This is a genomic window from Bacillus altaicus, from assembly GCF_042136375.2.
Classification (GTDB): domain Bacteria; phylum Bacillota; class Bacilli; order Bacillales; family Bacillaceae_G; genus Bacillus_A; species Bacillus_A cereus_U.
Genome location: NZ_CM143394.1, coordinates 787,846 through 801,198 on the forward strand (window position 1 = coordinate 787,846; position 13,353 = coordinate 801,198).

A 13,353-nucleotide genomic window follows, 5' to 3' on the forward strand; every position below is an offset into this window, starting at 1 on the left:
AGGGGACATCATATGAAAAAGATTATACTGTCAGTTGTTACAGCACTGTCTGTATTTACATTAGCCGCCTGCGGGGGGAAAGAGGAGAATAAGCTTGTTGTTGGTGCTTCTAACGTGCCGCACGCTGTTATTTTAGAGAAAGCACAACCGATATTAGAGAAAAAAGGTATTAAATTAGAGATTAAAAAATTCCAGGACTATGTGTTACCGAATAAAGCGTTAGCGGATAAAGAAATCGATGCAAATTATTTTCAACATATCCCTTATTTAGATAAAGAAATTCAAGAAAAAGGATATAAAATTGTAAACGCAGGAAAAATTCATTTAGAGCCAATGGGCATTTATTCTAAGAAATGTAAAAGCTTGAAAGATCTTCCAGATGGAGGAACGGTTATTATGAGTAATAACGTAGCTGAGCGTGGCCGTATGTTAGCGTTGTTGCAAAAAGGCGGCGTTATTAAATTAAAAGACGGTGTAGATGTTGTTAAAGCGACAGTAAAAGATGTTGTAGAAAACCCGAAAAATTTAAAGTTTAAAACAGATGTAGAACCTGGACTTTCACCGAAGCTGTACGAAAACAATGAAGGTGATGCTTTATTTATTAATTCAAACTACGCAATTGATGCGAAATTAAATCCAACAAAGGATGCAATCGCAATTGAAGGATCAGACTCTCCTTACGCAAATATTATCGCAGTTCGTAAAGGTGACGAGAAGAAAAAAGAAATTAAAGAGCTAGTAGAAGTGCTACATTCAAAAGAAATTCAAGATTTTATTAACAAAGAATATAAAGGTGCTGTACTTCCTGTGAACGAATAGGTGCTGGAAAGGGCTGGGAATAACCCAGTCCTTTTTTCTTTATATATATAAGAAGAAAGGTGTATCATAAGAGGATGTAAAGGAAATACTTATATACATTTGTGAAAAAATTGTTACATTTTCTTAGTGTTTGCGATATCATTTTATTTGCTATAAGATTAGAATGAGAATAAAATGAGAATATGAACGTTTTAGGAATTTTTAAAATGTATATAGAGGATTAATGGAGGTATTGAGATGGCTGGTTCTACATTAACGGTTAAAGACTTACACGTATCAATCGACGGTAAAGAAATTTTAAAAGGTGTAAACCTTGAAGTAAAAGGTGGAGAAATCCACGCAATTATGGGACCTAACGGAACAGGTAAATCAACTTTATCTTCTGCGATTATGGGTCACCCAAAGTATGAAGTAACAGAAGGTAGCATCATCATCGACGGTGAAGATGTATTAGAAATGGAAGTAGACGAGCGCGCACTAGCAGGTCTATTCTTAGCAATGCAATATCCAAGTGAAATTAGCGGAGTAACAAACGCTGACTTCTTACGTTCTGCAATTAATGCACGTCGTGAAGAAGGCGAAGAAATTTCTCTTATGAAATTTATCCGTACATTAGATAAAAACATGGAATTCCTAGAAATGGATCCAGAAATGGCACAACGTTACTTAAACGAAGGTTTCTCTGGCGGTGAGAAAAAACGTAATGAGATTCTTCAATTAATGATGATCGAGCCAAAAATTGCAATCTTAGATGAAATCGACTCAGGTCTTGATATCGATGCATTAAAAGTTGTATCTAAAGGTATTAACCAAATGCGCGGCGAAGAGTTCGGTTGCCTAATGATTACGCATTACCAACGTTTATTAAACTACATCACTCCAGACTTCGTTCACGTTATGATGAACGGTCGTATCGTTAAATCTGGTGGCCCTGAGCTTGCACAACGTCTAGAAGCTGAAGGTTACGACTGGATTAAAAAAGAATTAGGTATTGAAGACGAAACAGCAGAGCAAGAAGCGTAAGAGAGGAGCATAAACATGACAATCGGTACATTACCTTTCGATCAAGAAACAATCCGTCAGCGCGCAAGCGAAGTAAACGAAGCTGCTTGGTTGACTGAGTTCCGCTTACAAGCTCTTGCACAAGCAATTGAACTTCCAATGCCAACGCCTGATAAAACGAAAATTGAAAAATGGGACTTTATCGGAAAAGGCGACGCTGCTAAGCAAGAGCCTGTAAGTTCTTTAACAGAGCTTCCAGAAGCAGTGAAAAACTTAATCGATGAAAATAACAGCGTATTAGTACAACGTGCTGGTACAACTGCGTTCGTTTCTTTAGCAGACGAAGCGAAAGAAAAAGGTGTTATTTTTACAGACATCGTAACAGCTGCAACAGAGCATGCTGAACTAGTACAAAAGTACTTAATGAAAGACGGCGTGAAAGTAGACGAGCATCGTCTAACTGCACTTCATGCTGCATTAATCAACGGCGGTGCATTCGTATATGTTCCGAAAAACGTTGTTCTTGAAACTCCACTTCAAGCTGTATTCTTAGTAGACGGCGAAGAAGCTAACGTATATAACCACGTATTATTCGTAGCTGATGCGAACAGTACTGCAACATATGTAGAAAACTACGTTGCAAATGAAAATGCTAAAGGTATTGCAAATATCGTAGCAGAAGTAATCGTGGAACAAGGCGCACAAGTGAAATTCGGTGCGGTTGATCTATTAGCAAAAGACGTAACAACTTACGTTAACCGCCGTGGTATTGTTGGACGCGACGGCCGTATTGATTGGGCTCTAGGCCTTATGAATGACGGAAATACAATCTCAGAGAACGTTACGAACTTAATGGGCGACGGATCATATGCTGATACAAAAACAGTAACAATTGGCCGTGGTAACCAAACACAAAACTTTACAACTAAAGTTGTTCACTTCGGTAAACACTCTGAAGGTTGGATTTTAAAACACGGAGTACAAAAAGATAGTGCAACATCTATCTTTAATGGAATTGGTAAGATTGAACATGGTGCATCTAAATCAAATGCACAACAATCTTCTCGCGTTCTTATGTTAGACGAGAAAGCTCGCGGTGATGCAAACCCAATTCTTTTAATCGATGAAGATGATGTAATGGCAGGTCACGCAGCTTCAGTAGGCCGCGTAGATCCATACCAATTATACTACTTGATGAGCCGTGGGATTCCAAAACGCGAAGCAGAACGTTTAGTCATCCATGGATTCTTAGCACCTGTAGTAAATGAGCTTCCAATTGAAGGAGTAAAAGCACAGCTTGTTGAGGTAATTGAAAGGAAAGTTCGCTAATGAATATTCATGAAATACGCAAACAGTTTCCAATTCTTGATCAAAAAGTTAACGGCAAACAACTTGTTTATTTCGATAGTGCAGCAACTTCTCAAAAACCAATTCAAGTCATTGAAACGTTAGAACGTTATTATAAAGAATATAATTCTAACGTGCATCGCGGTGTTCATACGCTCGGTACGAAAGCTACCGACGCGTATGAAGGTGCACGTGAGAAAGTTCGCAAGTTTATTAATGCGAAATCAATGGAAGAGATTATTTTCACGCGCGGAACGACAACTGCATTAAATACAGTAGCAGCTAGCTATGGTCTTGATAATGTAAAAGAAGGCGATGAAATCGTCATCTCTTACATGGAGCACCATAGTAACATCATTCCGTGGCAACAAGTTGCGAAGAAAACTGGCGCAACTTTAAAATACCTTCCGCTTCAACTAGACGGTACAATTTCTTTAGAAGATGTTCGTCAAACAGTTACACCGAATACAAAAATCGTTTCTATTATGCACGTTTCTAACGTACTTGGAACGATTAACCCTGTAAAAGAAATCGGAGCAATCGCACACGAAAACGGTGCAATCATGATCGTTGATGGAGCACAAAGTGCACCTCATATGAAAGTGGATGTACAAGATTTAAACTGTGATTTCTACGCATTATCTGCTCATAAGATGTGCGGGCCAACAGGTGTCGGCGTATTATATGGTAAGAAAGAATTGCTAAACAATATGGAACCAATTGAATTTGGTGGTGAAATGATTGATTTCGTAGACTTACAAGAGTCTACTTGGAAAGAGCTTCCGTGGAAGTTCGAAGCAGGTACACCGATTATCGGTAATGCAATCGGACTTGGTGCGGCAATTGATTTCCTAGAAGAAATCGGTCTTCATAATATTGAAAAGCATGAACATGAATTAGCGCAATACGCTTTAGAGAGACTATCAGAAGTAGATGGCGTTACAATTTATGGTCCAAAGCATCGCGCTGGTCTAGTTACATTTAATATTGATGACGTACATCCTCACGATGTAGCAACTGTATTAGATGTAGAAGGCATTGCGGTTCGCGCAGGACATCACTGTGCACAACCGCTTATGAAGTGGCTGAAAGCTTCTTCTACAGCACGTGCGAGCTTCTATTTATATAATACAAAAGAAGAAATTGATACATTTGTTGAATCGCTAATCAAGACAAAGGAGTATTTCACAAATGTCATTTAATAATTTAGATACGTTATATCGTCAAGTTATTATGGATCATTACAAAAATCCTCGTAACCATGGCGTGTTAGAAGATAGTGTTACCGTTAACTTGAACAATCCAACTTGCGGCGATCGTATTCAACTTACGATGAAAGTAGAAGAGGGTATTGTACAAGAAGCGAAGTTTGAAGGCGAAGGATGTTCAATTTCAATGTCTTCAGCTTCAATGATGACACAAGCAGTAAAAGGAAAGAAAATTGAAGAGGCTCTTAAGCTTTCTAAAATTTTCTCTGACATGATGCTAGGAAAAGAGTACGATGACAGCATTGATTTAGGAGATATTGAAGCATTACAAGGCGTATGCAAGTTCCCGGCACGTATTAAATGTGCAACATTAGCGTGGAAAGCGTTAGAAAAGGGCTTAAACGAAGATAAGTAATGTTAAAGGTTCCTAAAAACGAGGTTATATAAGGAGGGACACACCAACATGGCGAAGCAACTGCCAGATATCGGCGATTATAAATATGGTTTCAAGGATAAAGACGTTTCGATTTTCCGTGCTGGACGCGGTTTAACAAAAGAGATCGTTGAAGAGATTTCACGTATGAAAGAAGAACCACAGTGGATGTTAGACTTCCGTTTAAAATCACTGGATAAGTTCTATGAAATGCCAATGCCACAATGGGGCGGCGACTTAAACGACTTAGATTTCGATGAAATTACGTACTACGTAAAACCATCTGAGAAATCTGAGAAGTCTTGGGATGAAGTACCTGAGGAAATTAAAGCGACATTTGATAAATTAGGTATTCCTGAAGCTGAGCAAAAATATTTAGCTGGTGTATCTGCACAGTACGAATCTGAAGTTGTATACCACAACATGAAAGAAGACCTAGAAGCTCTAGGAGTCGTATTCAAAGATACAGATAGCGCATTAAAAGAGAACGAAGATATTTTCCGCGAGCATTTCGGAAAAACAATCCCACCAACAGACAACAAATTCTCTGCATTAAACTCTGCAGTTTGGTCTGGTGGATCATTCATCTACGTTCCAAAAGGTATTAAAGTTGATACACCACTTCAAGCGTATTTCCGTATTAACTCTGAAAATATGGGACAATTCGAGCGTACGCTTATCATCGTAGACGAAGGCGCACACGTACACTACGTAGAAGGTTGTACAGCACCTGTTTACACAACTAACTCACTTCATAGTGCGGTAGTAGAAATCATCATTAAGAAAGATGCATATTGCCGTTATACAACAATCCAAAACTGGGCGAACAACGTATACAACCTAGTTACAAAACGTGCGGTTTGTGAAGAAAACGCAACGATGGAATGGATTGACGGTAACATCGGATCTAAATTAACGATGAAATACCCAGCAGTTATCTTAAAAGGCGAAGGCGCTCGTGGTTTAACATTATCTATCGCGATTGCTGGTAAAGGCCAACACCAAGATGCTGGTGCGAAAATGATTCACTTAGCACCAAACACATCTTCAACAATCGTTTCTAAATCGATTGCGAAGCATGGTGGTAAAGTAACTTACCGTGGTATCGTACAATTCGGACCAAAAGCGAAAAACTCTCGTTCTAACATCGAGTGTGACACGTTAATCATGGATAACCAATCTACATCTGATACAATTCCTTATAACGAAATCAAAAACGATTACGTTTCACTTGAGCACGAAGCGAAAGTGTCTAAAGTATCAGAAGAACAATTATTCTACCTAATGAGCCGCGGTATTTCTGAGCAAGAAGCTACAGAAATGATCGTAATGGGCTTCATCGAGCCATTCACTCGCGAACTTCCAATGGAATACGCAGTTGAAATGAACCGCCTAATCAAGTTTGAGATGGAAGGTTCTATCGGTTAAATAGAAATGCGGAGCCGACTGTTCAGACTCGTTGGCTAAGGTTCTTTCGCACAGAAGATGCTTTTTATCTTCTGGTGCGGAAGGTTCTTAGACATGAGGGTCTAGGAGGCGAAGCTGGACATATTTAAAAGTGGAAGCGGCTCGTCCAGAATGTGAGGAAGAAGCGAAGCCACCGAATATTCTAGCCGCTGGAACTGGATAATATATGAAGGAAGTGCCCTGCATAGCAGGGCGCTTTTTTATGTTGTGTGCAATTGCCGTTGGGGGATACCCAGGTGGGTGTTCAGTTGGATATATCAGCGATTATTCAAATATATCGGCCACAACTCGGAATATATCAGCGATTATTTCAATATATCGGCGTTTCGACAAGGAATATCGATTTATCGACAAAGTAAGACAAAAGAAATTCCTCATATACCCCCTCAACATTTTATATGAAAAGAGATTGACTAGTGGTAAGACAAAGATACTGACAAATCCGCCGCATTGCTCGCTAAACCTCTCAAAAAAATCCCCCTCAAACTAATCAACAGATTAGAAAAAGTAATATAAAGTTTTCCATAATAAAAGGGCAATCTTTTGCTTTTTCTTATAATACGAGTACAATGTAGAATAGCAAGAAAAGACGAAAAGTATTTACAGGATTATTGCGTACGTGTAGCGTAAATGGCAGTAAGGAACTGAGAGGAGGTTTTTTCTCTGAATATAAATAAAGAAACGATCATCCACCTTTATCATACAAACGATATACATAGTCATTTTGAAAATTGGCCGCAAATTTCTCGGTTTGTACTAGGGGAGAAAAAGCGAAGACAGGAAGCGGGAGAGACTGTTTTAACTGTGGATATTGGCGATCATGTGGATCGTTTTCATAGTATTTCGGAAGCGACAAATGGACTTGGGAATACGAAGCTTTTAAATGAGGCGTTATATGATTATGTAACGATCGGAAATAATGAAGGAATTACATTGGCGAAAGAGCATTTGAATCGTCTATATGATGATGCTGGGTTTGAGGTGCTCGTAGCGAATTTATTTGAAAAAGAAGGTGTACGTCCAGCGTGGGCGCAGCCTTATAAATTACATACAACGACAGATGGGATTACGATTGCCTTTATTGGATTAACGGTAGCTTATCCAGAGTTTTATGAAATGCTTGATTGGCATATTGAAGATCCAATCATCCATTTAGAGTCTATTTTAGAAGAAGTTAAGGATACAGCTCATATTATGGTTGTACTTTCTCATCTTGGAAAAAGTATGGATGAGTATATGGCTGAGCATTATGATATAGATGTTATTTTAGGGGCACATACGCATCATTTATTTGAGCGTGGCGTTCTTGTGGATAATACTTTGCTTTGCTGTTGTGAAAAGTGGGGACATTACGTTGGACATGTTCAGCTTACTGTGGATAAAGAGACGAAGAGACTGGTGAAAAAAGACGGTAGAGCGATTAAGACAGAACGGTTAGGTGCTTATAGCGAGCCGTTATCCACAATTGAAATGCTAAAGGAAGAAAGTAAACAGATAATGGCTGAGCCTGTCGCTCACTTAAAAGAATCATTACCAGTTGATTGGTTTAAGGAGACGACGTTTTCTCATATGTTGGCAAGCGCACTTAAAGAGTGGTGTAATGCGGATATTGGAATGGTGAACGCTGGTGTACTTCTTGATGGATTAAATGAAGGTGTTGTGACGCGCGGAGATATTCATCGAATTTGTCCACATCCAATTAATCCATGTCTGTTAAAAGTACCAGGGAAAACGTTAAGAGAAGTTATTTTGAAAGCGCGCCGTCCGAATATGGAGAATCTTGAGGTGAAAGGATTCGGATTTCGCGGAAAAGTAATGGGGAAAATGATTTACGATGGGTTGGAAGTGATTCCAGATACGATTCCAGGGAATAAAATTTTACTAGAAGATGTATTGATTAACGGCGAATCGCTGGAATTAGACCGGATATATACGGTAGGAACGATTGATATGTTTACATTCGGATACTTATACCCAGAGCTATCCACACTTTCTGACAAACAATATTATATGCCGGAATTACTTAGAGATGTGTTAACAGACATGTTGATAACTTATACATCTTCAGTCAAACTATAGGCTAGTTAACTTGTAACACTCATTTTTCTCTTGTCATAAAGATAAGAAAGAGAGGAGTGTGAACTATGGTTAATGTAGAGCCAATTATAATTGATAACTATACGTTCATTGCTGTTAGCGTAAAACTTCCGAAGACAAATTTGCTAGCTGTAATGAGCGATAAAGGATATATTATGTGCGGTGCTCTAGATGTAGGTCTTTTAAATGAGAAGTTAGGCGATCGAGGAATTATTGCTGGCCGTGCGGTTGGTGTAAGAACGATTGAACAACTTCTTGAAGCACCGCTGGAATCAGTAACGATTGAAGCCGAAGCTTTAGGCATTCCGGCCGGCACAATCGGAAAAGATGCACTATTAAAAATGAGATAAGCATATATCGTCCCTCCTTCTTGCATAGAAATAATATAAGAAGGAGGGTTTTCTTATGAGCATATTTCGTTCGAAAAATTCGCGGTTTCGAAGGGGACCGATTTCCTTTCGGTATATACTGCTTATTTCGTTTATTATTTTTATCGTAATGGTAGTTCAAGGTTTATGGATTGTAAATAAAAGTATTCAGCCAACGTTAATTAAGTATGGGGAAACAGAGACGCATAAAATGGCAACAGCAGTTATGACGAAAGCGGTAAAAGACCGAATTAATGAAGGGTTTGATGTAGATTCATTAATGAAAGTACAAACGGATAAGAACGGGAAAGTATCTACAATTGATTTAAATACAAAACAAGTAAATGAAATATTAACATCGACTACTGCATACATAGAGAAATATTTACAGCAAGTAGAAAAAGGGGATACGAAAGCACTTGGTATTTTTGAAGAGAATGGGGTATCTATGTCAGTTCCTTTTGGGCGCATAACTGATAATGCGCTTCTTGGTAATATAGGACCAGATATTCCGATTAATTTTACGCCAATTGGTCATGTGAATACGGATATTAAACAGCTAGTTGAGCCGCAAGGGATTAATAATACGGCGATCAAAATTATTATGGAAGTGGAAGTGACGTTACAAGTTATGATTCCGTTACGCACGAAAGAAATTAAAGTGAAGCAAAACATTCCGATTGCGACGCGCATCGTTCAAGGTGAAGTGCCTACTTATTACGGAAATGGCGGAGTTGTTGTACCAGATAAAAAGAAAACGGGTAGTTAGTGAATATAAAAAATAACCGTAGCAATTCGCTACGGTTATCGTTTTGTATTTGCTCGTTCTTTTCGTTCCCAAAGGCTTAAATGCATGTATGGATCGAAAGCCCATTCGGTATAGCCATTGTCTTTATACATGCCGAAATGTAAGTGAGGCGGGAATTTTCCAGCTGTACCAGGAGGACCATAACCAGTACTACCGACAAATCCGATTACTTTTCCTGGTTCGACAATTTGTCCGAGCTGTATTTCTTTAGAGAACCCGCCTAAATGAGCGTAATAGTGGTAATTATTATGAAGGTCACGAATACCAATGCGCCATCCACCAAGACGATTCCATCCTTTTGTTTCAATAACGCCATAGCAAGTTGATCGTACTGGTACGCCATATCCAGCAAAAATATCGGTTCCTTCATGAATTCTCCTGCCGCCAAAACTTCTACCAGCACCAAAAGTACTACGATAGCTATGGTCACTGCGAATCGGGAGAGGGAAAGCATTTCCTTCTAAATTAATGCGTCCATAATGTTTATAAATTCGGGCGTATTCTGTAATCAATTCAACTGTTTTTGCACGTCTATAATATTCCCAAAGCATAATGTTAATACGGTCTTCTGACGTTCCTTGTTTCTTTAAAATAGTTGCTGCTGTATGCAGAAGATCACGGTCGTTATTTGCATTTGCAAATCCATCTTTGTCACCATCTAAACCCATTCCGCCAAATAAAGAAATTGTATGGGGGAGAGTATCAGTACTATTAACAGGTCCAGCCCATATTTCAGGTTTGAAATAAAGGGAAATGATGGCATCTGGTTTTTTCGGAATATCTTTTCTTACGCTCCGTATGTTTCTTTCGTATTGATCCATTGCAGCTAAGTAATACCACGGAATACCTGAAGATTGCTCAGTTTCTTTATATAGTGCCATGCGCTTTTCATATATGCTTTGCTGATTATCTTCACCGTAAGCGATGTTTTGGTGGAGAAGAAAGCAAATCGAAAGCAAAAGAGAAATTTTTCGAAGCATGAAATAGACTCCTTTCACAACATCACTCTTTTTAGTGTGGGATATACGGAGTATTTCATTATAGGGAACGATTGGAAAAAATCTTAGAATCTTCATTTGAGCAAATCGCTTTCATACGTTAGAATAGATATGTTACATTGAAAGAAGCGAACACGGTAAATTATTTCATATTGTGCGGAGTTGATAACCATGACAAAACAAACAGAGTATAAGCGCAAGCCCGAATGGTTGAAAATTAAGTTAAACACGAATGAAAACTATACAGGCTTAAAGAAAATGATGCGTTCTAAGAATCTTCATACAGTTTGTGAAGAGGCGAAATGTCCGAATATTCATGAATGCTGGGCTGTAAGGAAAACAGCAACATTTATGATCTTAGGTGCGGTTTGTACACGTGCTTGTCGTTTTTGTGCGGTTAAAACAGGCTTGCCAACTGAGCTTGATTTACAAGAGCCAGAACGCGTAGCAGATTCTGTAGTACAAATGGGCTTAAAGCACGTTGTTATAACAGCGGTTGCACGTGATGATTTAAAGGACGGCGGAGCAGCTGTTTTTGCTGAAACAGTACGCGCTGTACGTCGTGAAAATCCATTTACGTCAATTGAAGTATTACCATCTGATATGGGTGGGGTAGAAGAAAACTTAAAAATGTTAATGGATGCAAAACCAGATATTTTGAACCATAACATTGAAACAGTACGTCGATTATCTAACCGAGTTCGCGCTAGAGCAAAATATGACCGTTCATTAGAGTTTTTACGTCGAGCAAAAGAAATGCAGCCGGATATTCCAACTAAATCGAGCATTATGCTGGGCTTAGGTGAAACGAGAGAAGATTTAATTGAAGCAATGGATGACTTACGTGCAAACAATGTGGATATTTTAACTCTTGGACAATACCTGCAACCATCTAAGAAGCATTTACCAGTTCTTAAATATTACCCACCAGCAGAATTTGCAGAGCTAAAAGAAATTGCACTTAGCAAAGGATTTAGCCACTGTGAAGCTGGCCCACTTGTGCGTTCTTCTTATCATGCGGACGAGCAAGTACGTTCTGCGAAAGAAAAAACAGCAGAAGCGAAATAATGAAAAAAGAGAGCTAATGATTAGCTCTCTTTTTTCTTATACTCTAAAACTGTATTTTGACACGTTGATAAAATTCGTTGTAATTCTTCTGTGGATAATTCAATTGTAAATTCAGGCACACCAGGTGTGATTAAAACTTTTTTGTAAGTATAAATTGAACTGTCCACAATAATCGTTACATCTTGTGAATAACCGAAAGGAGCTACACAACCTGGCATGCAACCAGTCTCTTCTCTTAGCTCATCAGGAGAACAGAGAGATAAGCTTTCTCCTGCTATTTCTTTCATCTCTCCTCGGTTGAGTTGAGTTCCCTCTAACGTAAAGAATACGTAATACGCCCCGGATTTTGATTTTAAAAATAGGCTTTTACTTGGATTACCTTGTAAGCCGAGCCTTTCACGAACGATGCGATCGGTCTCATAGTCAAGTACTGGCTCATGCTCAAATTTTTCATAAGAAGCATTTGTTTTATGTAGTAAAGAAAGTACGTCTTCGTACATATTGAATGATACCCCTCTCTATGTTTTACTGCAGCTCTACCATATCTTCTCGCAGTGTCAACTGAATGTATTGGAAAGGGATATTACTTGGATGGCGCTTCCCATAATCGTTTTATGATAGATTGTTCATCAAGTGTAATTTCATAAATATCAGGATTCGTTAAAGTTTTCCATGTGTCAAAGCCAATAGTATGATCAAAGTGCTTTAAAATTAATGTGAGTAAGTTGCCGTGTGTAACGAGTAATGTTGTTTCATGCTCTAGTTTTAAAACTTCCTGAATAAGTGAGATGGCGCGATCCATCGCTTGTTTTGTTGACTCTCCGCCCGAAAAGGCAATATCTATATTGGTAAAAGTGTATTCTAGTTTTTGAAGCCAATCATCCATTGAAACAGTGCTTAATATGCGTTCTGCTAACCGTTCATCTTCTTGAATAGATAAATTAGCTTGGAGGGCATATGGCCGAATAGAATCGATAGCTCGGACAAATGGGCTTGAAATAATATGATCTATTTGTAGATGATTTTCCATGAGGAATGTAGTAACGGTGTTTGATTGGTCTCTTCCCATGTTTGTTAATTCGGCATTACGCTCTTGTCCAGTTGCTGAACAATGCCTGATTACAATAATTTTCTTCATATTTCATCCCCATCTTTCAAGTTGACGATATATACTTCGACAAGTGTGGAAAAAATTCCTTTTTCTTGGAAAGGTCATAGTGATCTAAGTATGTGGAAAAGTAATGTGGATAAATGAAAATTTGAGGTGCAATTATGAAAAAAATGATATGCATTGTATTCAGTATTTGTTTTCTCATACAATTGTCCACAACATATGCACAATCAAATCAAAACTTAGAATACCCGAGCAATCAAAATAAGTCGTTTGTGAATGAAGATATATTTTATGAACAGTTAGATAAGAAGGTCTATAAGGAATACAAAAATGCGGCGTATAGTGTTCGAAAGAAAATTGTATGGAAAGAAGTACAAGACGCAGAATTTACCTTCCGACAAAAAACAGCTGTCGGCTGCCGCAGTAGAGTGGTGATTCAAGATTCGTTTGTTCATCCAGATCGCCAAGTTTATTTTTTTGCTTCCTTTTCTCAAGATGAAGTAGATGAGTTTCATAAGTATATCGTTATAGATGCAGAAACAAAGAAGGAGCTTGTAAGCGGACAAAGCTATCACCATTGCGATAATCTGTATAAAAAATAACCCACCAATTGGTGGGTTATTT

The 13,353-nt window shown here is 38.4% G+C and carries 14 protein-coding genes; 11 read left to right on the plus strand and 3 right to left on the minus strand.

The window, feature by feature from the left end:
* Nucleotides 1–12: 12 nt before the first annotated feature.
* From metQ to yunB, 9 genes are all read left to right on the plus strand, one after another.
* Nucleotides 13–819: a methionine ABC transporter substrate-binding lipoprotein MetQ gene (gene metQ / locus ACE38F_RS03970; RefSeq protein WP_375370155.1), complete on the plus strand. Its 807-nt coding sequence runs from the start codon at nt 13–15 to the stop codon at nt 817–819.
* A 237-nt stretch (nt 820–1,056) separates the two neighbouring features.
* Nucleotides 1,057–1,842, plus strand: coding sequence for a Fe-S cluster assembly ATPase SufC (gene sufC / locus ACE38F_RS03975; protein ID WP_002015933.1), 786 nt, complete (start codon nt 1,057–1,059; stop codon nt 1,840–1,842).
* A gap of 15 nt (nt 1,843–1,857) precedes the next feature.
* Nucleotides 1,858–3,150, plus strand: coding sequence for a Fe-S cluster assembly protein SufD (gene sufD / locus ACE38F_RS03980; protein WP_375370154.1), 1,293 nt, complete (start codon nt 1,858–1,860; stop codon nt 3,148–3,150).
* Complete coding sequence (gene sufS / locus ACE38F_RS03985; protein ID WP_204209664.1) at nt 3,150–4,370, plus strand: cysteine desulfurase SufS; 1,221 nt, start codon at nt 3,150–3,152, stop codon at nt 4,368–4,370. Before sufD ends, sufS begins: the two co-directional genes overlap by 1 nt.
* Nucleotides 4,360–4,791 carry a Fe-S cluster assembly sulfur transfer protein SufU gene (gene sufU / locus ACE38F_RS03990; RefSeq protein WP_002089369.1) on the plus strand — a complete coding sequence of 144 codons (432 nt, stop codon included), beginning with the start codon at nt 4,360–4,362 and terminating at the stop codon, nt 4,789–4,791. The genes sufS and sufU overlap by 11 nt, the downstream gene beginning before the upstream one ends.
* 48 nt (nt 4,792–4,839) lie before the next feature.
* Complete coding sequence (sufB, locus tag ACE38F_RS03995; protein ID WP_215554631.1) at nt 4,840–6,237, plus strand: Fe-S cluster assembly protein SufB; 1,398 nt, start codon at nt 4,840–4,842, stop codon at nt 6,235–6,237.
* Between the two features lie 726 nt (nt 6,238–6,963).
* Nucleotides 6,964–8,355 (plus strand): bifunctional metallophosphatase/5'-nucleotidase, encoded by a 1,392-nt coding sequence (locus ACE38F_RS04000; RefSeq protein WP_462782403.1) that lies wholly within the window; start codon nt 6,964–6,966, stop codon nt 8,353–8,355.
* A gap of 65 nt (nt 8,356–8,420) precedes the next feature.
* The gene (locus ACE38F_RS04005) at nt 8,421–8,723 is read left to right on the plus strand and encodes a YunC family protein (protein WP_016096600.1); all 303 of its coding nucleotides are present in this window, start codon (nt 8,421–8,423) and stop codon (nt 8,721–8,723) included.
* 55 nt (nt 8,724–8,778) lie between these two features.
* Nucleotides 8,779–9,510 carry a sporulation protein YunB gene (gene yunB, locus ACE38F_RS04010; RefSeq protein ID WP_375370153.1) on the plus strand — a complete coding sequence of 244 codons (732 nt, stop codon included), beginning with the start codon at nt 8,779–8,781 and terminating at the stop codon, nt 9,508–9,510.
* A 35-nt stretch (nt 9,511–9,545) separates the two neighbouring features.
* On the opposite strand, the gene ACE38F_RS04015 is transcribed toward yunB, so the two are convergent.
* The gene (locus ACE38F_RS04015) at nt 9,546–10,529 is read right to left on the minus strand and encodes a M23 family metallopeptidase (RefSeq protein ID WP_375370152.1); all 984 of its coding nucleotides are present in this window, start codon (nt 10,527–10,529) and stop codon (nt 9,546–9,548) included.
* 189 nt (nt 10,530–10,718) lie between these two features.
* Between ACE38F_RS04015 and lipA the strand changes: the two genes are divergently transcribed.
* Nucleotides 10,719–11,615: a lipoyl synthase gene (lipA, locus tag ACE38F_RS04020; RefSeq protein ID WP_078173450.1), complete on the plus strand. Its 897-nt coding sequence runs from the start codon at nt 10,719–10,721 to the stop codon at nt 11,613–11,615.
* 20 nt (nt 11,616–11,635) lie between these two features.
* Here the strand turns inward: lipA and ACE38F_RS04025 are convergent, their stop codons facing one another.
* Both ACE38F_RS04025 and ACE38F_RS04030 read right to left on the minus strand, forming a co-directional pair.
* Nucleotides 11,636–12,115, minus strand: a complete 480-nt coding sequence (locus ACE38F_RS04025; RefSeq protein WP_215554629.1) for a YbaK/EbsC family protein — start codon at nt 12,113–12,115, stop codon at nt 11,636–11,638.
* 83 nt (nt 12,116–12,198) lie between these two features.
* Complete coding sequence (locus tag ACE38F_RS04030) at nt 12,199–12,753, minus strand: histidine phosphatase family protein (RefSeq protein WP_375370151.1); 555 nt, start codon at nt 12,751–12,753, stop codon at nt 12,199–12,201.
* Nucleotides 12,754–12,887: 134 nt separating this feature from the next.
* On the opposite strand from ACE38F_RS04030, the gene ACE38F_RS04035 reads away from it, so the two are divergent.
* Nucleotides 12,888–13,331, plus strand: coding sequence for a hypothetical protein (locus tag ACE38F_RS04035; RefSeq protein WP_375370150.1), 444 nt, complete (start codon nt 12,888–12,890; stop codon nt 13,329–13,331).
* The last annotated feature ends 22 nt before the right edge of the window (nt 13,332–13,353 follow it).

Bases quoted from the DNA above. Each gene is read 5' to 3' on its own strand.
- sufS (WP_204209664.1), top strand. From the start codon at position 3,150: ATGAATATTCATGAAATACGCAAACAGTTTCCAATTCTTGATCAAAAA.
- sufU (WP_002089369.1), top strand. From the start codon at position 4,360: ATGTCATTTAATAATTTAGATACGTTATATCGTCAAGTTATTATGGAT.
- lipA (WP_078173450.1), top strand. From the start codon at position 10,719: ATGACAAAACAAACAGAGTATAAGCGCAAGCCCGAATGGTTGAAAATT.
- ACE38F_RS04025 (WP_215554629.1), bottom strand. From the start codon at position 12,115: ATGTACGAAGACGTACTTTCTTTACTACATAAAACAAATGCTTCTTAT.
- ACE38F_RS04005 (WP_016096600.1), top strand. From the start codon at position 8,421: ATGGTTAATGTAGAGCCAATTATAATTGATAACTATACGTTCATTGCT.
- yunB (WP_375370153.1), top strand. From the start codon at position 8,779: ATGAGCATATTTCGTTCGAAAAATTCGCGGTTTCGAAGGGGACCGATT.
- metQ (WP_375370155.1), top strand. From the start codon at position 13: ATGAAAAAGATTATACTGTCAGTTGTTACAGCACTGTCTGTATTTACA.
- ACE38F_RS04015 (WP_375370152.1), bottom strand. From the start codon at position 10,529: ATGCTTCGAAAAATTTCTCTTTTGCTTTCGATTTGCTTTCTTCTCCAC.
- sufD (WP_375370154.1), top strand. From the start codon at position 1,858: ATGACAATCGGTACATTACCTTTCGATCAAGAAACAATCCGTCAGCGC.
- ACE38F_RS04030 (WP_375370151.1), bottom strand. From the start codon at position 12,753: ATGAAGAAAATTATTGTAATCAGGCATTGTTCAGCAACTGGACAAGAG.
- sufC (WP_002015933.1), top strand. From the start codon at position 1,057: ATGGCTGGTTCTACATTAACGGTTAAAGACTTACACGTATCAATCGAC.
- sufB (WP_215554631.1), top strand. From the start codon at position 4,840: ATGGCGAAGCAACTGCCAGATATCGGCGATTATAAATATGGTTTCAAG.
- ACE38F_RS04035 (WP_375370150.1), top strand. From the start codon at position 12,888: ATGAAAAAAATGATATGCATTGTATTCAGTATTTGTTTTCTCATACAA.